This window comes from Microbulbifer hainanensis (genome assembly GCF_014904735.1).
GTDB lineage: Bacteria > Pseudomonadota > Gammaproteobacteria > Pseudomonadales > Cellvibrionaceae > Microbulbifer > Microbulbifer hainanensis.
The window spans coordinates 99,208-125,053 of record NZ_JACZCR010000057.1 but is presented as its reverse complement, the minus strand read 5'-3'; the positions used below and the strand labels follow the sequence as shown (position 1 = coordinate 125,053).

Annotated in this window: 5 protein-coding genes; 3 read left to right on the top strand and 2 right to left on the bottom strand. The window is 58.3% G+C overall.

Annotated features, from left to right (window positions below; genetic code table 11):
* A partial coding sequence (locus IG168_RS20155) for an EF-Tu C-terminal domain-related protein (protein ID WP_023007569.1) occupies positions 1–91 on the top strand: 91 nt, incomplete at its 5' end.
* Positions 92–165: 74 nt separating this feature from the next.
* Here the strand turns inward: IG168_RS20155 and IG168_RS20150 are convergent.
* The gene (locus IG168_RS20150; protein WP_193166406.1) at positions 166–2,997 is read right to left on the bottom strand and encodes a serine/threonine-protein kinase; all 2,832 of its coding nucleotides are present in this window, start codon (positions 2,995–2,997) and stop codon (positions 166–168) included.
* Positions 2,990–3,511 carry an ECF-type sigma factor gene (locus tag IG168_RS20145; RefSeq protein ID WP_193166405.1) on the bottom strand — a complete coding sequence of 174 codons (522 nt, stop codon included), beginning with the start codon at positions 3,509–3,511 and terminating at the stop codon, positions 2,990–2,992. The genes IG168_RS20150 and IG168_RS20145 overlap by 8 nt, the downstream gene beginning before the upstream one ends.
* A gap of 681 nt (positions 3,512–4,192) precedes the next feature.
* Between IG168_RS20145 and IG168_RS20140 the strand changes: the two genes are divergently transcribed.
* Both IG168_RS20140 and IG168_RS20135 read left to right on the top strand, forming a co-directional pair.
* A complete protein-coding gene (locus IG168_RS20140) occupies positions 4,193–4,948 on the top strand; it encodes a SapC family protein (protein WP_226877178.1) in 756 nt (251 codons plus the stop codon).
* A gap of 184 nt (positions 4,949–5,132) precedes the next feature.
* On the top strand, positions 5,133–25,763 hold the full coding sequence (locus IG168_RS20135) for a leukotoxin LktA family filamentous adhesin (RefSeq protein ID WP_193166404.1): 20,631 nt from the start codon (positions 5,133–5,135) through the stop codon (positions 25,761–25,763).
* Positions 25,764–25,846: the final 83 nt, after the last annotated feature.

Sequence of the window (25,846 nt, the reverse complement as noted above, 5' to 3'; positions counted from 1 at the left end):
CCCGATCGCCATGGAAGATGGCCTGCGCTTCGCGATCCGCGAAGGTGGCCGTACCGTTGGTGCTGGCGTAGTTGCCAAGATCATCGAGTAATCGCTACTCAACTGATCTAAAAAAGCCGCAGCGGAAACGCTGCGGCTTTTTTTTATTCAGAGTTGGGTAACTGTTTATAGCAGCTTGTTTGCGCGTATTTTGCCAGCCTGATGCTGAATCGCCTGTGGAGGTGTATTCGCCTCAATTTGTCGCAGATTTTCTGCGATCAACTGGCGTCCCTTATCAGCTTCTCCTGTGTGTAGCAGTGTTTCTCCGAGCGCAGAGCGCGTAACGGAGAGAATCGGGGCATCTTCAGGGAATGTCTCCATCATTCTGGCGAGTAACTTTTCGTACAGCGATCGGCCCTGTGAAAAGTTCGCCTGTTTCACCGCTAATTGGGCCTCGAGAATGTCGAGTTCCAGCTGTATAGGGTGGTTGCGGGCAAAGAATTTCTCATTGATGGTGCGCGCATGATCGATGTGGCTTTGTACCTCATCGAGTCGACCTTCCCTAAGTGCAATTCGGGCCAGTCGAAAGTCGTTACCGGCAATTCCATAGTCATCTTCGCCGTATTGCTCGGCATTTAATTGGCGAATTTTCGCCAGTAGCGCGAATCCCGCCTCCCTGTCTCCTGTTGCGGTCATTACTTCACCGAGTATTGATCGTGACAAGAAGCTTATGGAGGATGAATCCGGCAGTATCTCGTTAAAGATCTTATAGGACTGGTCGAGGTCGTCGCGGGCCTCAGCAAGCATTCCCATTTCGAAATAAAGGTTGCCGCGGGTTGCCAGCAGTAGCGCAGTGGTTTCGCGGTTTTGCGCGTCCACGTTCAAACTTTCCGAAAGAATGTCGATGCCTCGCCGGTAGTAGCCCATTTTCCGCAGTAGCCTGGCGTATTGTCGGGCCGTCGTCCGCAAGGTTATGTGGTCGGGAGAAAATATTTTTTTGCCTGTTTCGTAAGCGAGCTGCAGGTACTTGCGGGCTTCGGCCAGGCGGTTGAGCCTCATGTAGCACTGAGCAAGATTGTGGTAACTATTGAGCGTCTGGGGATGGTCTTTGCCATAGCGCGCGATTCTTTCGTCAAGAACCTGTTTGTGGAGTTTGGCCGCAGTCGGAAAGTCGGCGATGCCGTAATAGGAGATCGCCAGGTTGTAGCGGGTACTGGTACCAGTATCTCCGCCCTTGTCTGCTTGTTTTCTCCAGTAACGCTCGGCACGATTGAGGGCTTCGATCGCTTGCCGGGGCTTGCCCCACTGTTCCATTACCACGCCAAGGCGTGACTGATTGATGGCATTCAGCATGGGATCCGGCTTCTGCTGAAGCAACTCCTCTGCCTGTTTCAATGCGTGAAATGCAGACTCCAGGTCGTTTGCCTCACGGTAATAATCGCCGAGTTTGGATAAGTCCGCCGCTCTTTCCTCTCTATCCGGTCCTGCAAATGAATCTGCGATGTTCAAAGACTCCAGTTGCAGCGCTACCGCATCTTTATATTTTCCTGTTCTGTATTTCACCTTTGCCAATGTCTTAAGGAGTTGCGCTTTTACTGCGGGCTCATCCTGCAGTGAGTCGCGAGTATTCTTGACTGAGATGTCCAGCAGCTGATCCACGTCCACTGTACGTCCATGAGCATTTCTTGGCGACGCCGCAAGAAACATGTCGGTCAGCAGCTGGGCGGTCCTGCCGGCGGTTTGCGCCTGCCTTTTTATTTCTTTTTGGGCCACTATCAAGTTGTCGCGTTCGTCACGCAGTTTGCTCGCCAGATACATGGCTGCGGCAAAACCGCCACTGATGGCGAGAAATACCGACAGTGACAGTACGGACGCTGCTGGGTAGCGAGACACCAATTTTCCACTGCGGTAGATGAAACTGGGCGGCGTGGCTTGAACGGGCTCTCGGCGCAGGTAGCGCGCAATATCTGCCTGAAGCTCGCCAACACTGCTATAGCGGTTGTGAGGCTCCTTGCGTAGGGCCTTTCCGGCAATGTTATCCGGGTCACCTTTCAGCTTACTGCCGAACGCTACAGTGCCATCCTTGGTAACGCGGCTTGGCGGTGCCGGTGAAGTAAGGCAGATGGCTTCAATAATCTTCTCTGCACTGCTGTCACCACAGGGGTGCGGAGACAGGCCGGTAAAAAGTCGGTAGAGCAGGGTGCCTAGTCCGTAAACATCAGTGGCCGTGGTAGTTGGTTCGCCACGCACTTGTTCCGGGCTGGCGTAGGCGAGAGTGAGTCCCTTAAGCTGAGTCACCTGGGCGTTCTGGTGGTCACTTTGCAGTACCTTACTCACACCAAAATCGAGCAGTTTTACCTGTCCGCTCGCCGTTACCAGAACATTTTCGGGTTTGATATCCCGGTGGATGATTAGGTGGCTATGGGCGTATGACACGGCATCGCAGACTGACAGGAACAGTCGCAGGCGTGCGTCCAGGTCCAGCTGTTGGTCGTGGCAGTAGTCACTGATGGGCCTGCCGTCCACATACTCCATTACCAGGTACGGGCGCTGATCATCGGTCGCGCCACCGTCCAACAGCATGGCGATATTCGGGTGCTGGAGCCGGGCGAGGATCTGCCGCTCCTGATGAAAGTGTCGTAGCTCCTCCCTGCTGGCGAAGCTGGGGGCGATCTTTAACGCAACTTTCTGCTCGTAATTACCATCTATCCGGCGAGCGAGAAACACAATACCCATACCGCCGCGACCAATTTCCTGCTCAATCTCATAGGGGCCCAGCTGCTGACCGCGTTGGAGGTTCTGGCTGAGATCCCGTAATTGCCGGTCGATGATATCGACGTGCCGCTGACTGTCAGCCTCACGATCGGCTATGGCCAGTAATCGCCGCACCTCCTCCAGGATTGGCACTTCAGCGGCGCTTTCTCTAAGTAGTCGCTCCCGGTGATCGGCCGGCAGGTCTATGCAGGTGTCGAACAGTTGTTTAATGGTTTTCAGGTCTGGAGTGCTGTTGTTAGACATGGTGATGCTGTAATCGATCAGTAAGGAAGGTCCGCGCAAATTTAAGGTCGCGCTCTACGGTGGCAACACTGATCGATAGAATTTCTGCAATTTTTGCTTGTGTGAAACCAGCCAAGTAGTGCAGCTCGGCAATAGTCTCGAGGCGTTCACTGATAGAGGCCATTTCAGTCAGGGTTTTATCGATCGTCAGCAAGCCGAGATTGATGTCCATGTCACCGAGCAAGTCATCCATCCAGATAGTGCGAAGTTGCTGGCCGTTGCGCTTCTGTGCGGATTTTGCACGTGCGTGATCGATCAGCAGGTGGCGCATGGCCTTCGCTGCGCAGCGGTAGACATGGGCACTGCATTCATATTGGGTCGGTGACTCGATCAGGCGAATACAGGCCTCGTGGACGATATCGGTGGTCTGCAACGTTATTTCATTGCTCTGGCTGGCCAGAATGCGGCGCGCACACTGGCGAAGTTCCCGGTAGAGCTGCTCGGTCAGCCCGGGTAGCGGTTGGCTATCGGTCATTGCTTTTCTAAGTCGGCGAAGGGCTTCAATTTATCTTGCTATTAATACCAGACTTGGACGGTCATCTGCAGCGAATCCATAAAAAAATGATCGGCCGTGAGGGATTTGTGATGACGAATCCGTATTTATTTACAGGATCCGCATTTTGCGTACCCAGGGATGGGATTTGGCTATGGAGTAACAACATGGGACAGCGGGTGATATCTGTGCTGGCGGGGCTGGCAGTGTTTGTTCTGGTACTGCTCAGCGCGGCCGGCGACGCAAATCAAATTGGGGTTGGGTCGGCGAAAGCAGCAGCGCAGTCTGGTGCGACTAATGTGACAGTCGATGATTGCTGTAAGGAAAGCAAGCCGTAGAGCGGCGATTCTGTTTGGGAAAATACGACTTCCCTGCTTGAACTGACAATAAAACACTCGTGTAGAGTCAATTTTGATAAGTGTGTCACAAAAAATGGTGTTAAATTGGCGCCCGGCGTCAAATGGCACGGACATCTGTACAAAAAACACTCTCCTTTACAGCTGAGCGAGAGATCCGCGTGTGGGCCTGTAGCTGTGTCATGGCAATAAAGTCTGGCTCCACATTTGCTCGTGCATCCATAACCGCGCAAATTGACAGATAAAAAACAAAAGGGCTCCACAAGTGGCTTGTGGAGCAGGAAAAGAAAATGAACAAGAACGACCAATGGAGCGATTTTTCATGAGCGAGCTGCTGTTTTATCGCCAGCCCGTGGCCCTGAACCGGGAACGACACCGCAACCTGAAGTTTTCCTCCAGTGCCAGATTCCGGTTTTCCCGTGAAGTGAACTCGGTGCCGGTTACCGGAATCGAGTTCTTCGAGGCCAGCAGGGATCTGCCAATCCTGTTCAGCCGTAGTGAGTCTGACCAGTATTCCCCTCTGGTTTTACTATCCCTGCGCAATAACAGCCACACGCTGGTCGATGACGAAGGCAACTGGTCGGGTAACTATGTTCCCGCCTTTATTCGTCGCTATCCCTTCGCGATGACCGACAACCAGACGGTTTGCTTCGACGAACATTCAGAACAGTTCTCCGAGGATACAGGTGAGCCCCTGTTCAGTGATGAAGGTGAAAACACCAAAACCCTGAACAACATCATTCAGTTTCTGCACCAGTTTGACGGTGCCTTTAAGCGCACTCGCGAGTTCTGCGAGCAGGTGCAGAAGGCGGAGCTGTTCAAGCCGTTCAATATCCAGGTACTGGCCGGCGACAACAAGCCGGTGCGCTTGGAAGGCCTGTACACCATCGATGAGGCCAGGCTGCTGAACGTTGACCAGGCGCAGGTCATGGAATGGTTCAAGAGCGGCCAGCTGGCCTGGATCTATGCACACCTGCACTCATTGGGTGCATTAAAGCAGTTGTCCAAGCGTCAGGCCTTGCAGAACGCGGAGGAAGAGGCGGAGACCTCCACCGTTAACTAATCAGGTATTGACCAGCCGCAATCACGTTGCGGAAAAAAACTAAAAATTGGCCATACACCATTTGGCCCCGGACCGGCAGTCGCACTTCCAGTGTGGCTGCTTTGTCGTTTCCGGCTGTCTGCCGCACCCGGTCCGGTCGCGTAACTCAAAGACCAAGAAGTACGTTTTTCCAAGGATTGAAAGAATGAAACCCTTCCGCCACCAGATGCTTGCCCGTGCAATCCGCAATGCAACGATTACCAGCGGCAAATCTACCGGTAGACAGCTGACACTCGGTGCTCTCCTGTCCACCGGTGCGGTAAATGTATTTGCGGCGACGGCGCACAACATTGATGCGGTGAGCGGCTTCACCACTGTGACCGATGTCGGTGGCAATACCCAGAATGTAGTGAGTAACTACAAAAAAGGGGATGTGGGGGTCAACGTCTTCAATGACTTTGTGGTGGGTGACGGCCATACCGTCAACCTGCAGCTGGACGGTGATATCGACCAGTTGGTGAATATCGTACGGGGCAGCACACCGGAAGTACACGGCATACTGAATAGCTACCAGGATGGTACGCTCGGTGGCAATGTGGTTTTTGCCAGTTCTTACGGTTTTCTGGTTGGGCCATCCGGGATCATCAACGTCGGTCACTTGTCGGTCAAAACACCGAGCCAAAGTGAGATCGACAGCTGGCTGGATATGGGCTCGCCGGACTTTTCTGCGGACGGCATCAGCGCGCTCGACAACAACGAATACGCGATTTCTTCCTCTGGCCTCGTCACGATATCCGGCAAAATCAATAGCGCCAGCGGTGTCGATATCCATGCAAATCAAGTGGTAGTGAACGACGGTGCAGTGCTGACCGCCGGTAATGCGGTACAGGCGATCTACGTTGATGCCGCTATGGTGAACGTTGGGGACTACACCGCGCCTACTGAGTTGCAGGAAGAGCACGGCTCAATCTATATCAGTGCCGCCGGCAACGGTGTCAGCGGCGACCAAGTTGCGATCGACGGCGATCTGCTAGCGGACGGTGGCATTACCATCAGCGCCGACAGCATCAATGTTTCCGCCACAGCAACCGTGGATACCCGTGACGCCGTGACAGCCGGTGAGAACGCCCCCATTGCCACGTTTATCGGCGACACCGTAAACCTCGCTGGCGATGTACTGGCCAGTAATGTGAATATCACTGCGGATACCGAAGTAGTCATCAGCGGCGATATCACCGCTATAGGCTCTGAAGATGGCTCGACTGCCACTGCGGGCCTGATCGATATCGACAGCGCCTCAGCCAAAATTCAGGGCGGTGCCGACGCAGTGGTACTGGCCGGCTCCAGCGATGATGCCGCGGTTCTGGTGGCCTCCAGTTCTGACCTGGTGATCGTCGGCAATATCGATGCCTACGACCAGTTGGATGTGAGTGGCGGCAGCATTGCCATAACCTCAGGCAATGTGGTTTCCGGTTCTGATGTCAGCCTGCACGCGAGCGATATCGCTATCGATGGCAGCCTCACCGCCGATGCCACTGCCGATGGCAGCACCGGCAAGGTGCTGCTAGATGGCGACGCAGACTACGATGATCTCGGCAATATCACCGCGGAAATCGTACGTGTCGATACCGCCAGCGATTTCTACGTCACCGACGATGCCGCCAGCCTGACGGTCAACGCCGGCGATATCGTATGGGAGGACGCCGGTGGTGCGATCGACCTGGGGTTCAGCTTGGAGGTCAACGCCGACGACATCACTGCGGGTATCGATGTCACTGCGGTGGATATAACTCTGACGGCCACCAACGGTGTGCAGGTGGATGGTTGGCTCAATGCCGCCGGTGATGGTTCCACACTCGGTCAGGTCGGACTATCTGGCGCGACCCTGGCATTTGACTTCGCCAAGATTTCTGCCGACGGTCTTTGGCTCACTACCTCCAACAATATGGTGTTTGCGAAAAATACTGCGGATACCGAATACCAGAATGCCGGCGTTGACGATTTCAAACTCGCGGCGGACGTGGATTTTGATGGCGACCTGAGCCTGAGTGCTGCGGGCATTACCGTTACCAATAATGCCTCGGTAACCGCCGCCAATGTCACCATCGAGTCCAGTGACACCAATATAGATGGCGCCGTAAGCGCCGACGCAGGCGACAGCGATGCGACCACTTTTGGCACCATCAATCTGGTGAAGGATGCGGACTACGAGGATGTCGGCAATCTTAACTACAGCCTGCTGGCGATCAGTACCGACAACGACATAGTACTGTCCGACGACAGCACTGCAGCGGCTGTTATTGGCGCGGCTGGCGACGATATTGTCTGGGTCGACAGCAAGGATTTCGACTTTTCCGGTAGCGACATCAGCTTCAACGGCAGCAGCCTGACGGTAACTTCCGGTACCACCCTGGACGCGGACAACATTTCCTTCGATGTTGATACCTTTTACAACAGCGGTACCTTCAACGCGTCCGAATTCATTTTGCTCGCCGCGAATATTGATGACAGCCTCGACCTGACGGGTCTCAATGCCAGCGCCCTGACCCTGAACAGCGACTCATCGCTGAGCTGGGCTGAAGACATTCTCTACGGCGGCCTGCTCAAGTTTGTTGCTGACAGTATCACCATCGAATCCGGTGCCTCTGTTACTGCCGCGGGCATTTCTGTTGAGGCGGACAGCATTACCGTCGCCGGCAGTCTGACCAGTACCGCTGGCAGCGGCAGCACGGTCGGTGATATCGACCTGAAAGGCAAAGAAATTACTCTGGCGAGCACCGGTGTGCTAGATACGGTGGACGGCGACACCAGCACCACCGATGGTGACGTGAATCTGACCGCAAGCGATACTGACGCGGTAGCCTACGGTACCGCTAAGGCTGAAACCAGCATCGATCTGTCCGGCACCATCGAGGCGAACAACGTCACCGCCAAGGCTTTCAGTTCCTCTACCAGTTCCATCTATGAAGAAATCGGCACCACCCTCGGTCTGAAAACCGTGGCCGCGTTAGGCGGAGTGGATTTCAACTATATGGAGGCGGACTCCGACGCCACCGTAACGGTTAACAGCGGTGCCAACATCACCGCGGCCGGTAACGTCACCCTGTCTGCGGATTCCCACTCAGTAGCCGAAGCCATGGCGCTGGTGATGGGGGCCGACGTGCTCACCGCAGCACTCGCCGGCATCTACGTCAGTGGCGATGCCACCAGTACCACCACCGTCAAATCCGGTGCGACCATTACCGCCGGCGGTGACCTGGCGGTAACTGCACACAATGAAACTTACGTTTCCTCCAGTGCTTTCGTGCTGGAAGCGGACAAATCCAACAAGGTGGTCGCCGCAGTCGCGGTGGGTGAGGCGGATGTCGACGCCAAGGCGGTGATTGAAACCGGCGCTACATTGGATGCTGGCAATCTTGTCGTCGGGGCGGAAAACCTGAACCGCTTTTATACCTCGGCTTCCGTTTATGGTCTGTCCAACACCCGCTACGGTATCGCCGTGGCTGTGGGTAATTTCAATTCCAGCGCGACCGCGGAAATGGGCGCGGACCTGGGCACCAGTGCCGACCAGGTGGGAGATGTCACCGTGGTGGCTCTCGACCGTACCGTAGAGCAGCGGGTGCACTCCGGTGTCGCGGTAGGCGGCAGTATTCTCGCGCGCACCATCGGTTCCAAACTGGTTTCCGGTATGGGCGCGGTGCAGGGCGGTGTGTCTAACCTGCTGACCAAGTATTTGCCCGGTGGTGTGGATTCCAGTGCGTCCAGCGATTCCTCTGGCAAGGTGGACTGGAAGGGCGGTTTGTCCTTCTCTCTCAACCTGTCGGACAAAGAGGCCTATGCCTACCTCGGTACCAATGCCAGCGGCCAGATCGATGCCCCGACGATCGATGCCAGCGGCAATGTACTAGTGGCGGCAGCTACCGATCTCGGTACCGATAACGATGCGGTGCTCGGTGGCGATGGCCGGGGAGCCGTAGGCGGTGACCAAGGCGGTTACCGTACCTCCGCGGAAACTGCGGTGACCTCGCCCAAAGACGGCACTGCCGGCGCGCAGCAGACCAACGCGGCCGACAAGAGCGCGGCGCTTGCATTCAACTTCGCCATCCACCAAGGCGATGCCGTTGCAGAAGTGGGGGACTACACCACGATCAAGGCGCAGAACCTGGGGGTGGTTGCCGAACAAAAAATGCCGATCGTTTCTACGTATGATCGCTGGGATACCCTGTCTGACGTCATCAGCAAATTCAATGGTGTCGGCGGTCTGCAAAATAACATTCTCACCACCTTCGCTAATGCCGGCGCCGCCGCCGATAAAGAAGCCTACGGCGGTTCGGTGAATGTGCAGTGGAACGATATCAATACCAAGGCGTGGATCGGTGACGGCACCAAGATCACTACTACCGGCACCAGCGACTGGAGCGTCTCCTACGACCTGGATTCCAGTCTTACCAGCCCGGGTATTTTCAGCGATTTCGAACCGTTCAAGGACGTCACCTACAAATACGACTTTGACAGTTCGGTGGCGGTGCGTGCCTACAACCTGATTGAAAGCGCCCATGTGGCCGGCAATATCGGCACCCTGGGTATTCTGCCCAACGGCAATGGCACCAATGACGACGGCAAGTCCATCGGTGGCAGCATTACTTTCGTGCAGCAGGCCACCCAGGCGGTAGCGGGTATCGGCGATGCCAATATCACTGCTGCCGGCGATGTGAAGGTCACTTCGGAAACCGACGAGCGCCATTTCGTGGTGACGCCGTCTTCCGGCATGGGTACCGGTACCGGCTTCAATGGCGTAATCGCGATTCTGAACAGCGAGGCGCTGACCCACGCATCACTGTCCAACAGCGCCTATGTGAGCGCAGACGATCTGATCATTACCGCCGACCACCAGATGGGTAACTGGGCCGCGGCAGGTGCAGTGAACTGGACCTCTGGCGAGAGTGCCGTGGGTGTGGCAATCGCCGCGAATATCACCCAGGGCGACACCAAGGCGTTTATCGGCGACAACTCGAAAGAAGAAGAAAAAGTCAGCTTTAAAAATGGTTCGCAGCCGGACCCGTCTGCGCCCACCAATCCTTCCCAGCCAAGCTCGCCCGCGATCATTGCGCGCAACGTGGAAGTGCGTGGCAAGTCCAGCGGCTCTACCGGAAGCGTGGCCGTGGCCGGCGCACTGCTTACCGAGGACACGGGCGAACCCGGTATCGGGCAGAAATTTGAAAACTGGTACGGCTCCAAATTCGGTGGCTGGTCCGGGGATCTGGAAAGCAACACGGCCAGCTCCCAGAGTGAAGCCAACTCCGGTTCCAGCAGCAGTTCGGTGGACTCCGCCTCCCAGAGCGGCAGCAATGACAGCTCCAGTTCCAGCGATAATGGCACGGCCTCCGTGGATTCCAGCCAGACCAGTTTTGCCGGCGCTGGTAGCGTCAGCGTGAACGTGAATAATCTGGATGCGAAATCCATCATCGAAGGCGCGACCATCAAGGGCCACACCAGTGAAGAAGTGAACCTGGAGATTCAGGCGCTGGAGAAGATTGTTTCCGTGTCGGCGTCCGGCTCTGCGGCACTGAACCTGTCGAAATCGGCTTCCACGCCGACCTCCAGTGCCATGGCCGGTGCCATCGCCTATCAAATCACGTTTAACGACACCCTCGCATGGTTGATCGAGTCGGATGTTCGCAATCTCGATGACCTGTCGATCCAGGCACTGCACGGCGGCGAGCTCACCTCCGTCGGCCTGGCGCTGGCCATCGACAGCCCCAGTGCCGGTGGCAAATCCACCTCCGCCGGTTTGTCGGTGTCTGGCGCCCAGGTGCGCGACGGCACCTCTGCGCGCATGGAGGGCAGCACCGTCAGCGGCAGTGGCGACGGCGACAACGATTTCGAAGTAAGCGCTTACAACAATACCGATATCGGTGTCGGCGGCGGCACTCTGTACGGCGGCGGCAAAACCGGTTTCGGTCTCGCGATTACCTTTGCGGATATCGACGATCCGGGCAACCTGATCGGCGACTCCAATCCTGACGGCAACAACGTACTATCTTCCGCGTACGACGAAGACGTCTACAGCGGCAAGGCGGTGGAAGCGGTGGTTACCCACGCGGACGATGCTTTCTTTACCAACAGCAATATTTACAACTTCGACAATATTGCGATCAGCGCCCGGGGCCTGCAGCGCATTGGCATCGGTGCCGCTGGTGTCGGCTACAACAACAACGCCGAAAACTCTTTCGGCTTTATGGGCAGTTTTGCCATTGGTTCGATCAAGGGCGACACCAAGGCGCGGCTTGAGGACGTCACCATTACCGGTGCCGACACCGTTGCGGTGAATGTGGCGGGCACCAAAGTCGGCAGTCTCGATACCATCCTCGACTCACTCGGTTCCAGCTCGGTTAACGACGATTTCGATTTCACCGGCGCGGCGGCGTTCGATAACACCGAGATTCACACCAGTGACGATGGCACCGGTTCTGCTTACAGCTACGGCAGTGAAGGTGAGCGCATTATTGCGGTGGCCGGTGTACTGCAGGCGGGCGGTTCCAATCTCGGTCTTTCCTATGCCCACGCGGATGTGCAGACCGAAAAAACCGCGATCATCAAAAACGCCAACATCAACACCAGCAGTACCGCCGCCAGCAGCATCGACGTGTCTGCCCGCGATGAGGCGCTGCTGTATACCGTGGCCGCTGGTCTCGGCGTTGCCACCGGCAAGTACTCGGGTGTTGGTTCGGTGGCGGTCAACAGCCTGAACAATAATGTGCGCGCGGAACTGGGTGACTGGGACGGCTACAAAAACGGCACCGTGTACGCCGACGATGTATCGGTGATTGCGCAGAACGATATGGACCTGGTCAACGTGGCCGGCTCCGTGGCAATTTCTTCCGGTACCGGTTTTGCCGCCGGTCTCGCGGTCGCGCTGAACCTGATCGGTGACAGCGGCCACGAAACCCTCGCGCGCATCGGTAATGTGGACCTGGAAGCTTCCGGCGATGTTACCGTCAAGGCCGCCAGCGGCTCCGACGGCGACGCAAACCTGTCGGTGGGCAATGCCATCGGTATCGGCGCATCCACAGGCAGCTCCGGCCTGGCCTTTGCCGGTGCTCTCAGCGTTACCGATATGGACCAGACGGTGCAGGCTGCGATCAAGAATGTGGGTAGCAACTCACTGGGATCCGCGAGCAGCACCGGCGGCACTATTCGCGTGCAGTCCGCGGACTATACCGACAGTGTCTCCACTGCCTGGATGGGCGCGGGCTCTGCCAGCGGTTCCGCCGGCGGTATCGCCGCGGCGGTAAACCGTGTCGATAGTGATGTAACCAGTGAAATTCTCGGCGACGATAGTTCCGTTGGTAGCACCACGCTGAATGCCAAACACGTTTATGTGGAAGCGCTGCGCGACAACTGGCTGCTCACCATTGATGCCGGTGTAGCGGCCTCCAAGCAGGTTTCTGTTGCGCCATCCATTGGCACCGGTGTGGTCGATGGCAACGTCACCGCGCGCATTGCCCACAAGGCCAAAATCAATGCCTACGGTAACGTGGGAGTGGAAGCCCTGGCCAACACTGAAAACCTAGTGGGCAGTGGCGCCGTGGGCGTGGGCCTGAACGGTGGCGCCGGTGCTATCGCTATTTCCACCGCGGCGGAATACGGCAAGACCCAGGCTTATATCGAAGATGCGAACGTCAAGGCCCTGGGCCTAGCGGGTACCTTCAATATTCTCGACGGTGAGCTCTCTGGCATGACGGCATTGCCGGACCTTTCCGCCACGGATGAGGACAGCGATGGCAACTCCAGCGCGGTGGGTAACGGCGACGTTTCCATGGACGACCTCACTACCGCGTTTGGTTCGCAGAACCTGAAAGAAGGGACTGAGGCCATCACCGGCATTGGCGTCAATGCCACCAGCTTTGTGAAACAGCAGGCCATTACCGTGGGCGGTTCCGGTGGCAAGAACGTGGCGATCACCGCCAACGTGGCCACCAATGTGTTCGAGTCGAGCACCGATGCCTACATCAAGAATTCCACCATCAACAGCGGTGTTTCCAACCAGGACGGTGCCGATGTCACGGTGCGTGGCTCCAGCCATGACTATGGCCTAGGCGTTTCCGCCGGTATTGCCGTGTCGCTCGGTGGTTCCGGCGTGGGCGGCTTCTCCACCAACCTCATGGGCAAGTCCGCCAGCGCGGAGATTGACAATTCCACCATCAGTGCGGATGACCTGACCCTGGAAGCCAACTCCACCCAGCTGGCGCAGGCGGTGTCCGCCGGTGTCGCCGCGGGCGTCGGCGCTGAGGGCGGTATCGGTGGTACCGCGTCGGTCACCATCAACCTGATGAAAGGCGGTACCAAGGCGTGGCTGCACGACAGTACCGTTACCGCAGGCGACGTGGTGGTAAACGCGGAGCGCCGTCAGGATGTGAACTCCGCAGCCGGCTCTGCGGGTATCGGTACCAATGTGGGGGTGGGTATTGGCCTGGCGGTCAATATTCTCGGCGGCGACAGCACCGCACTGATCGGCAACGACCTGGACGATAACTCCGATGCCGACAGCACCCTGATCAAGGCCGACAACGTGACCCTGGACGCAGACCGCCTGGAGAGCGTCAACAGCTACTCCCTCGGCGCCGGTGTCAGTACCGGTGTCGGTGTGGCGGCGATGATCAACGTGACCGAAGTCAAAGGCGAGACCCGCGCGGCGGTGCACGGGCTGCTGCATGACAATGGCACAGCGTCCGACAGCACGGACGACTACTTCACCACCCAGATTGTCGGGCAGGACGGCAGCAGTGATGCCACCAGCGTGACCGTTAATGCGCAGGAAATTCTCGATGTCGACCAGGAGACCCTGGGTATCGGCGTCGGCAACAGCGTCGGGGTCGGCGCGGTGGCCAACGTGGTTCTCGGCCGCAGCCAGGTCTATTCGGAAGTGGTCGGTTCGGACATCGACACCGTGCTGCTGGATATGGACGCCACCGCCCAGCGCGAGGCGTGGATGATCTCCATCGCCGGTGGCGCGTCCACCAATGTGGGCGCAGCGTTGAGTATTGGTGTTGCACTGTTCGGCCAGGGCGACACCACCACCGAAGACGGCACCAATGCCGAGGACGAATTTGATCCCTCGCGCCAGTCCGCCAACAGCGTGATGGCGGAAGACACAGCGGCCTACAACCCGCACCTTTCCGCCGAAGATATCGCCGCGATCGAGGAAGAGAGCGGCTCCATCATCGAGAGCAGTTCTGCACCCAGTACCGCCACCAGCACCGAATCCGGCAACTCTCTGAAGCTGAGCGGCGAGAGCGTGGTGGCCGCGCGTATCTCCGGCGGCGACATCGATGCCGACACCCTGGATGTGGACGCGCAGACCCTGCTGCACACCTACCAGGGTCTGGGCGCGGCCTCCCTTGGCAGTATCGCCATTGGCGGTGCCGTAGGCGTCACCCGCCTTTACGACATGACCATTGCCACCGTGGACGCCGACCTCACCGCGAGTAACGTCACCGTGGACGCGCAGGTGATGGACGTTTCCGATGAAGATGCCGCGGGTGAAATGAAATCCTTCGTCATCAGCGGCGGCGGTACCGGCGTTGCAATCAGTTACAACGACATGCGCAGTGAATTGCGCACCGTGGCTGGCGTGACTTCAGCGGCGGGCGACGATACCGGAGACCTGTCGGTATCTGCGCGTGACACCACGGAATTACGTGTAGGCGACCTGGATGCGGGCAAGCCGGGTGATCCTACCGAGGGCTCGCTCAGCGTCAGCGTTGGCGCCGCGGCGATCGGTGTGTCAATTGGCTTTGCGGAAAAGAACAGCGACGTGGATGTCTGGCTCGGCGCAACCGGCCAGAGTGTCGACGGCTACAACAATATTGATCTCGACGCCTACAGTGCCGGTCTGGTGAAAACCAGTTCGTTCGCTCTGGCCGGCGGACTGCTCGCCGGCGTGCAGGGGGTCGTGACCGACGCCCGTGACGAATCCAACGTCAATGCCACGGTGTACGGCACCATTTCTGCCGGTAGTGGCGCGGTCAACATTGATGCCCAGGCGGTGCCGGAGGTCTACTCCCGCGCCTACGGTGTGACCGTGGCGGTGGGCGGCTCCATGGGCGGCTCCTTCTCCTATGCGATTGCTGACACCAAGGCAGAAGCTGAAGCGGCGGACGGTACCTATTTCACCGGTGAAGGTACTGTCACTATTCGTGCCGAGACCGGCGATGGCTCCGATGAAGATTATGTGAGTGCGGATGCCAATGCCTTTGCCGCATCCGGTGGCTTGCTTGCCGGTGTTGCCGGTAGTGAGGCGCTTGCGCGCAACAGCTCTCAGGCGGTAGCCACGGTGGGCGACGGTGTACGTATTCCCGACAATGACTTTGGCGTTTACGCGCGCAACACCGCGGTGCAGTACGCGGACGCGGATGGCTATTTCGTCGGTCTTTATGCGGGCGGCTTCAACTTCTCCACCGCGGAATCAAAAACCTCCGCGCGCGTGGAGTACGGCAGCAACCCGATTTCCAATGCGGTAACCCGCACCGGCGATTTCATTCTCGACGCCTACAACTACGACGAGAACCAGAGCTTCACCACCGCTGGTGGCGGCGGTTACTACGCCGGCTCCGCAGCGGTATCGAACGCCAACAGTTACAACAACTCCAGCGATAACAAGGCCGCCAGCGTTGAAATTGCCGACTGGGCTTCCGGCTACACCTCGGTTCCGCTGATGGGAGGCGAGGTGCGCCTGTCCGCCGCGCACGAGAGCCAGTTCTTTGCTGGCACCGACTCCACCACGGTATCCGTGGTAGGTGGTTCCGGCGCTGTGGCCAACTCGGATATCGACAACGATGCCGCGGTAAACCTCGGCCAGAACGTCAGCTTCGAAGCGCTGCAAATTGATATCGAGGCCGACAACACCGCGATGCAAATCCAGAGCCCGGCGGAATCCGGCTTTGAGACCAGCATCAACGCCGGTGCCGGTGGTGCCGCCAACGGTTCGGCGGCGATTTCCAACCAGGATCTCACCGGGATCGACGCCACCGTCTCCATTGGCCAGAACGCGGTGCTGGCCATCAGCGATCTGGCCTGGCTCGACAGCGAGTACGATCACGGCATCTTTATCGACGCCCATTCGCGCTTCAATGTGTACGACGCCTCGGTATTGAAAGTGGGCGGCGCCCTGCAGGGCGCGGGCTCCGAGTCCGATATTGACGCCTCCACCAGCAACACCGTGAACATCGGCAACAACGCGCTGATCTACAACCCGGTTGGCGAGATTGGCATCGGTACCTACACCACCGGCTCTGCCACAGCACAGGCCGAAACCACTGTGTGGGCGATCGCGGGCGTGGCCGGCGGCGTTTCCGATGTGGACGTTACCGTCACCAACAAAGTGGATATCGGCCAGGATGTCGTTATCAACGGCTACGGCGATATTGGTATCTACGCCGGGCGCGGCTCCAACTATCTGGCGGAAAACCAGCTGTCGGCCGACGCACGTACCAATGTGTACAACTGGACTGCGGTTCCCATTCCCGCGGGCAACTCCGCCAACGCGGATATCAATCTCACCAACGAGGTGATACTGGGTGACGATATTGATATCGGCAGTGACGGCTATGTGAATGTCGAGGCCAACGAAGGCTCACTGTACGCCAACGCCGAAGGCGTGGAGCGCAACCCCTACCTGGAGCTCTTCTCCACCGAGACCACTTTCGGCTCGAGCGACACCAGCGCCAATTCCACCCTGGTATTCGAGGGGTCCGGCAGCGTGATCGCAGGCCAGAACGCCTATCAGTGGGTGGATATCGACGACAGCGGCAATATCACTTCCCAGCTCGCCGGATACGGCGTGGCAGAGCAGCTTTCGGACAAATACTCCTCCCGCGCCAGCCTGCAGGCCTACATCGATGAGCTGCAGGCGCTGGTGGACGAATACGAGAACTGGACTGCCGACACCACCACCACCACCGGCACTGCCACCGACGGCACGGATGACAGCGGCACCGGCGGCAGCGGCAGCGTCGGCGGCACCAGTACCACCGGTGACAGCAGCGAAAATCCCTACCTGGATGAAATCAACGCGCTGAAGACCGAGATTGCCAACCTGAACGTGATCCTGAGCGATCTCTCCGAACAGGAAAACAATGTTATCTCGGTGACCGGTATCGCGGCGTCTGCGGGCAACGTGAGCCTGGTGGCGGATTCCATCGACCTGCAGGGTAGTTTTGGCAATACCCCCGTGATTACCGCCCGCGGCGATGCCTATATCGATATCAATAACCGCGACGACCAGCACCTGTTGGTGGGCAACCTGTATATCGCCAACCAGACCGGCGGCAATGTGTACGTCACTGGCGGTGCCAGCCTCGACAGCAGCTACATTACCGAGGAAAACAGCACGACCACCGGCGTCAGCTCCGGTATCCATATCACGCACAACCCGTCGGGTACGAATTACCTGAACTCCGATGTGATTGTCGATGGCAACATCACCAACCTGTTGTCGACAGTGGACATCACCCTGGAAGAGGGTGACCTGCTGCAGCAGGCGGCGGTTTCTGCCAATACCATCAATATCACCGTGGAGAACGGCTCGCTGGTGGTGAACGCCGGCAGCGCGGATATTTCCTATGGCCGCACTCCCAGTTCGCTGGTGAATTTCACCGACAAGTGGAAGCCCTCCACTGCCGACGACTTCGTGCATTACTGGATCAGCGACCGCTACGAAGCGGATATCGACGCAGTGGGCATCAACGAGTTCAACAACTGGTTCTATGCCTGTGCCACCGCCAACGAATGTCATATCGGTGGCACTGCCTACAACGACGAAATCAGCTATTTCAATAACCCTTCGGACGACAACGCCGACTACGACTGGATACACGTGTTCTTCAACTGGGGCTTTAGCGACTCCCAGGAATACGGCGGTAGTGATGCGGTGGATTTGAAGTTCAAGACCGACAGCTCCAGCCGCGGCGGACGCCACTGGAAATTCCAGCCGGTATACGACAAGACCGGCAACCTGGTCCGCAGTGCCAGCTATTCATCCGTGAAGAGCGATCTCGGTGCGCCGGGCGCCACGATTGTTGGCGAGAAAGTGGTGATCAACGCCAGGCGCGTGGATATCAACGGCACCATAGAAGTGGGCACCGAAAACAGCTGGTCGGTGTCCGTGGGCAGCGGCTTCGACTCGGCCATCGCCCAATACATCGCCGCTGCGGGCCTGTCCGACGGCGACCAGGTTTCACTGACCCCCGGCGGTCTGCTACGCGTGAACAACCCCGATTACATCAACAGCTTTATGACGCCGTTTGAAGCGCGTTATATCTACTTCGATCCACAGGTCAGCAAGATCAGCGGTGCCGAGGGCATCATGCTGACCTACGACGTGGCCAGCAAACAGCTGCTGGTAGACGATGTACCGGTATCAGGTGGCGGCTACCTGTCGATCAACGCCATGATTTCTTCCACCAGTGAAGATGGCAAAATCCTGGTACGCGATGGCCTAGGCCAGATCGATATCGACAACTACTCGAATACCGACCTGGTGATCAACAGCCTGGATGCGGGTGACGATGCCGTGGGTATCGTGCGTATCACCGACCACAACTTCACCAAAAACATGAACGACGGCGGTAGTACCCGCGACTACTACAGTCACTGGTATGTACACAGCCCCGGCGGCCAGATTCAGGAGTATGAAACCACTTCCTACGCCGCCAGTTGGGAAGATGGCACCTACCTGGGCGCCAGCGGTGGCGCCGGCACCACTTCCAGCACCACCTACAATCCGCTGGCCGGTCAGCTGCACTACATGCGCGAAGACGCGTCTGTCAGCCGCACGTACAACGACTTCCCCGATGGCTATCTGGCGAAATACCCCGACACCGTGGGCGACTGGCAGGGCACGGGCGCCAGCGGCGCGCTGGAGTGGAATCTGGGCGCCAGCTACTACACCAGCTGCGCGGCCAACCCGGGTGCCTGTACCAATGGCAGCGCCACAGGCTTTATCCAGCAGGAGCTGTCTGCCACCGGCATTAAAAAATACCAGTGGGGCATCGGTTACAGTTACTCGGATTACTACGGCTCCAACTGGACCAACACCGACCCGGGCACGTATATCCCGTACGAGCTCAGCATGTCCGCGCACACCTTCGTGAAGGGGGACAACACCATCGGTATCTCGTTTACCGGTGTGGGCACGGGCAGTATCGATATCGATTCCAATGCCGGCGTGATTATCAATGGCAACATCTACAACCCGCTTGGCACCACCGATATCAACACCAGCGCCAGCCTGACCACCGGCACCGGCGCCTCGTTCGATGCCGATATCCTGCGCCTGTATGCCGGGCAGGGTGATCTGGGTGCGCTGGAAGACCCGCTCAACATCAGCACCGATACCGTATCGCTGGACGCCAACGGCGGCTCCCTGTATTTCGATATCACCGGTAAATCCGGTCCGGTGAATCTGGAGCGTTTCGGTGCGCTGTACGACATCGTCGGTACTGTGGACAAAGGGTTGAACGGTGTCGGCAGCGGCATTCATATCCAGAGCGATACCCTGAACCTGGTGAGTTACTCCGGCAGCATTGGCAGCGTCGGCACCATCGGCGACAGTGCGACTTACGATTACATCAATGTGGATGTCAACGAAGTTACCCTGGAAGCCGCAGACGATATCGCGATTTATCAGGCCCAGGGCAACCTGGCGGTGAACACCATTTCTGCCAGTGAAGATGTGGTCATTGGCCTCGGTAATGGCGGCCTGTTGAACGGCATCGGCCAGAATGAGAAAACCAACGAGGAGCTGGCCTATCTGCAAACCGTGTGGGATCGCCTTGGCATCCAGGACGGCAGCGCGGGCGAAGTGGCGGTTACCGGTTACCAGAACCAGTTCACCGGGAACTACCACACTTACTGGTTGATCAAGCAGCGCCTGGACGACGACAGCGACGCCGGCTTTGCCATCAACGCGGCGTTTATGGAGAGCTTCAAAAATCGTTACGGTGTGTCCACCGATGCGGAAGCGACCGCCGCTGCGAAAGCGGAATTCTTCGGCCTCACGGACTGGTTTGACGATCAGGTCGCGGCACCGGATACCTATGCCGACGCCGCCGATGCTATCGGCGTGGAGCAGAAGGGCACGCTGGAGGGCTACAACTACGGCGACCTGTTTAGCGGCAGCTACGACAGCAGTTATGCGCTCGAGATTGACGATACCTCCAGCTGGTACGCCAATCTCACCGAGGGTTCCCAGTGGAGCCAGAGCCAGTTGGATATCAGCATCAACGCCGCAGCGCTGAATGCCGATGCCCAGGCCACACTGTCGAGCCGCGAGGCCAATATCGTGGCGCCAAACCTGCATATCGCGGTCAACGGCGGCAGTGTTGGCCAAGATCTCGCGGACCTGGTGTTCTCCATCGATCGCAGCAATCCGGTGATTACAGACGCGCAGAAGATCGCGCTGTTGGAAGCGGGCCCTGGCGATATCGAAACCACCGAAAACGGCGATCTGGTGACCTTCAGCGTGTCGCAGGTGGACCCGATCAAGATCGATACCACCGGCGAGCTGAATGTCAGTGCCACCGACGAAATTTATATTGAGTCTGCCAGCGGCCTTACCATTGGCAATATCACCTCCAGTACCAGTGATGTGCGCCTGGCGGTGAACGGTGCGATCAGCACAGCTTCTACCGGCATAAATATTGCTGCGCGGGATCTGTATATCGCCAATACCCAGGGCGATATCGGTGCGGGTAGCAGCAACCTCAAACTGCAACTTTCTGGTGTGTTGCGGCAGGCGGGCGCCGCCGATAGCCTCTACCTAACCCAGACCGGCGCCGATCTGGTTGTGGATGCGGTCAGTGCCGGTAATCGTGTGTGGATGGTCAGCAGTAACGATATTGTTGGTCTCGATAGCGAAAGCGTTATCTCTGGCAGTCTTCTCGGCCTATACACCGGCAACAACCTGGGCTCCTCTACGCAGGCCCTGAACCTGCGTATGACTGGCGGCGGCCAGTTGGGCTTTAATGCCGATAATGCCTGGCTGAATATTGCCGACACGTCGGAAGCGAAATTCAGCGGTGCTACTACGGGCGTAATGCATGTCGATGTCAGCGGTAATCTGGTGCTGGCCGGCGACGTGCGTGCAGATGCGCTTGACCTGTATGCCGCGGGCGACATTCTCGCTTCGGTTGCGGGCCTCGTTGAAGTCAATGGCCTAGCGAAACTCGAAGCGGACAACATCGAACTGGATACCCACGAGATCACCATCGGTAGCGGCGACTTTGACGCGACGGCCGGGGGCATGACGCTGGGTAACGTCACCACCACCGGCGATCTGGATCTGCTGACCACCGGCCACCTGCAATTCAACGGCGACGTGGATGTCGCCTACACCAATGCATCCATTGGTACTAACGCCCGTCTGCTGGCCGATGCTCAGAGTATGGCGATGGCAATGGGCACTGAACTGCGTTCCGAAACCGACATCACCCTGGTGGCTGTCGATAGCCTGGACCTGCAGACGCTGATTGCACGCGGTGATATCAACCTGAGCGCGTTGAATCTGATCGATGGAATCAGCGGCAGCATCAGCGCCGCGCAATTGACGGCCAGTAATGTGATGGCGGATGCCCAGGCGTCGCTGACACTGGACAGCGTCAATGCCGGCAATATCGATCTGGATGGCAATACCATTCTGGTTACCGGCAACCTGCTCGGCAGCGCGGTAACCCTCGATGCTGACAACGGGCTTGAAGTGCGGGGCGATATCGGTAGCACTGCCGCGCGCACTGCTTCCATTTCATTGAATGGTAGCAGTGGCAATGTGGCACTGGGAGGCAGCGCCTACAGCAGCGGCGCCTTCCTGGTGAGCAACGGCAACCTGTTTACTCTGGCCGATGGCAGTGTGGTAGACGCAAGCTCCATCAATGTGACCGCGGCAGGGTTGGCGGCAGATGCCAATAGCCAGCTGGTTTCCTCGAATGACGCAGGCTTTGATCTTGGTGCGAGCGGTACGGAATTCGGTGCGCTGAATATTACCGGCACCCTGCAGATCGATAGCGCAGGCGATGTAGTATTCCTCTCTGACGCCACCGTAGGTAGTGACCTTGCGCTGTATTCGGCCGGTGACGTGGCTGTATCTGATGCCGTGCTGGTGGATGTTGCTGGAAGCCTGCGCGGTATTGCCGGCGCCTCGGCCCAAGCCAACAGCTGGAGTATGGGCGCGGGCAGCCATCTGATGGTGGACGGCGATGTCGGGGTGGACACTCTGGCCGGCCAGGAATTTGCGGCGCTGACTGTCGGCGGCGCTATGACGCTCATCGCCGGGGACGATATTGCCTTTAACGACAGCGCGAATATCGGTGGCTTCCTCGATATTTCCGGTGCTGCCGATCTGGCGTTCAACGGCAACGTCGCTGTCGGTACCGCTGCGGCCAATTATCTGTCGATCGATGTGGATGGTGTGGTTTCCCAGGCTGCGGGCCAGCAACTCACCAGTTCCGATGTCGTGACGGTTCTGGCTGCCGGCTGGAATGCCGATACCACCAGCCTACTGCAAAGTGGTAGCTCGGCAGAGTTTACCCTGTCCGGCGACAGCAGCTTTGGCTTGCTGACCACCGCAGCGGATCTGACCTTGGATGCTGGTGCCGATCTCACCTTCCAGAACACCACAACCGTGGGCTCCGCGATGGCCGGGGCTGATATGTTGCTGGAAGCCGACGGCGCGGTGATGGTCGCCGACGACGTCCTGTTTGATCTTTACGGTGCGTTGCGTGGTATTGCGGGCACTACCGCAACCGTGGGCAGCTTCAATGCTGGCAGCGGTAGCCTGGTGCGCACGCGCGGCAAACTGCAAATGCAATCCGCCGACACCATCCGCTTCGCGCAGCTGACCGCCAGTGATGATGTCACGCTGAATGCTGGCGGTGACATGGCGTTCGATGAAGCCGGAACAATTGCCGGTGCGTTGCTGATCAGTGATGCCGGCGATGTTTCTTTCGTCGGGAATTTGACCGTTGGCAACGCGACCTCCCTTGGTGGTGTCGACCTGGCTGCCCGCGGAGCGGTCAACCAGTCCGCGGGGCAGTCTCTCGCAAGTTACGGTGACGTGATTGGCAGCGCCGGCAGCTGGACCATGGGTGCCGATGCTCTGCTGCAGTCCCTCTCGGGTTCCATACAGCTCGCCACTACCGGTGACATGACGTTGGAAAAAGTGGACGGCGTGACCGGGATTGCGCTCAACTCGGGTGGCGCCCTTACGTTCAACAATGCACTGACCACCAACGCTAACTTCAGTGTGGACGCGGCAAGTCTGGCCATGGACTCCGGGGCCAGCTTGCAAGTAGCGGGTGACTTCGACGCGACAACCACTGGCGATCAGCAATATGCACTACTGGATATCGCGGGCGCAGCGCTACTGACTGCCGGTGGCGATATTTATTTCAACGATACAGCGGATTTCGGCAGCGCACTGACCGTCGTCGATGGTGACAACCTGGCACTGGTCGGTGAGGTAAGCGCAGCGAGTGCTGACCTTACTCTGCGTGGCGACGTCAGCCAGTTTGCCAGCGAGCAGTTCTCCATCGGGAATGCACTAACGGCTTCCGCCAACAGCTGGAGCATGGGGGATGCTGCGCTGCTGCAGTCCGGCGGCAGCATGAACATCACCACCGCTGCAAGCATGGATCTGGCCCGGCTGGATAGCGGCACTCTGCTGGTTCTCGACAGCGGTGCCGGTGTTGCGTTGCGCGAACGTGTAAGCGCAGGGGGCTCGATCGGCATCACCGCAGTCGGTAATGTCGATCTTTATGCGAATCAGGAAATGTCCACAGCCGGAGACTTCACGCTGGACGCTTACCGATTTGTGATGGGGGATAGTTCACTGTTGAGTGTTGCTGGCGTGACCACCATTCGCACGCGGGACAGCCAGCAACTGTTTGCACTGGACTCCGCTGGCGATACTGAGATGGTAGCCGGTGGCGATTGGCAGCTGATGGATACGATGCAAATCGGTGGGGATTTGTCGTTGCAGAGTGGCGGAGCCATCGGTTTCGGTGGCGACAGTGACATTGCCGGCAATGCGCAAGTCGTTGCGGCGGACGCAGTGGGACTGGATGCAGGCCTGAGTCTGGTGGTCGGCGGCAGCCTGGATGCGACTGCGGCGAGCTGGAATATGGGCGCCGGCAGCCTGCTCGAGACCGGGGCGGAAGCGGCGATCGAGACCGAAGGCGCCATGGTGCTCGCCCAGGTGCAAGTCGGAGGGGATGCAGCGTTTAATAGTGGTGCCGGAATTCGCTTCGATGAGCGCGCCGAAATTGTCGGTAACCTGCAGCTGAACGCAGCGGCAGAACTGCTGCAGTCCGAAGGTCAGCACCTTGTCGTGCATGGAGATTTCACGGCGCGCGCGGCCAGCTGGCAAATGCTCGCTGACGCCCGATTTCAGGTGCTGGGCGAAGGCGATATTGTTCTCGATGGCGACGCTGCATTGCGACAGCTCAACGTCGGCGGGGATCTGTCGCTGCAAAGTGGTGGTGAGGTTGCGCTGCAACGCGATATTTACACCGGCGGAGATTTTGCTATCAACGCTGCCGGCAATCTCGATCTCGCCGCGGACGCGCTGGTGCGGTCTGGTGGTGCGGTAACGCTAGAGACCAATCGCTGGACCATGGGTGCGGAGAGCCGGGTCGAGGCGCTGGGGCCGATCGTCATCCGCAGCGATGAAAGCATGTTGCTGGCGGAGTTGAGCAGCAGCTGGAGCGGCGACTATGCGTTTGACCTGCAGTCCGGAGGCAGCATTTCCGGCCGCACCGATACAGAGCTACATCTGCAAGCCGAAAACGGCGGGCGTAGTTATCTGGCGGCGGCCACCGGCATCGGCGATCCGCTGGTCATGGATCTGCCCTGGTTTGCAGCGGTGGCTGACGACGGCGACATCAACCTGGTCCTGGTCAACGATGCCCATGCCGAACTGCTCTCTGCCCAGACTGGCGAAGTGCGCGTGCGCGCCTTCGGCGATGTAGAAATTGGTGAACTACTCGGCACACCGCATCTGTGGATCGACGGTTTCCTGCTCGTCCGCGAAATGACAGTGCCGCAGGGCACGTTTATCGCCGGCGAAGGATTGCAAGTGGATCAGGTCAACCTGACCTCCAGCGGTCCTCTCGTGGCGCAGGGCCCCCGAATCGATATCAACGTCGATGCACAGGGCAATGCCGAGGCGTTCATGACCCTGACCGGTGTCAATGGCGCGGCTGCCGACTGGGTGGGGGTGAATGTCGACAATACCCAGCGCCTGACGATAGACCGGCTGTTTACCGACTACGGCGCTATCGCAACTAGCGGTGACCTGCGCCTGGAGAGTGCCGAAGTTCAGTCGGAGTTGGCAATGGAAAGCGGTGGGCTGAGCCTGTCGCTTTCGAATGTCGATCTGACGCCGAAGGATGTTACCGGCCAGCTGGTGACGCCCTATGGTGAATTCTGGCTGGATACCACCGACAACCTGCTGTTCACCAATGCCCAGGTTACGCGTTACCGCAGCCCGCTGGTGTTGACCTACCAGGGCAAGAATGGTGGTTACTCTGAGGGTGAGCCGGGCTTCTCACGTCTGAGTATGGAGTACCAGCTGGAGAATACGGTACGGGGTGAGAAAGCAACCGGTTCCGACCTGTATCGCCACTGGTATCCGCGCCTCCTCGACTACCTGATCAGCCGTGGTTTGGACGGAATTCTCATCGAGCCGCTGGACCCGGATGAGTACAGCGATTTGGATGCGGACCTCGGTGACGATATTTACGCCGAAATTCAGCTGGAAGGTGATCTGGCCGCGCGGAACTAGTCCATATCGGCAAGCGATTAAAAAGCAGTAAATAGATAGAAGGGCGCAGTATTTCGCGCCCCGGTATAGGTGAATCAATTGGC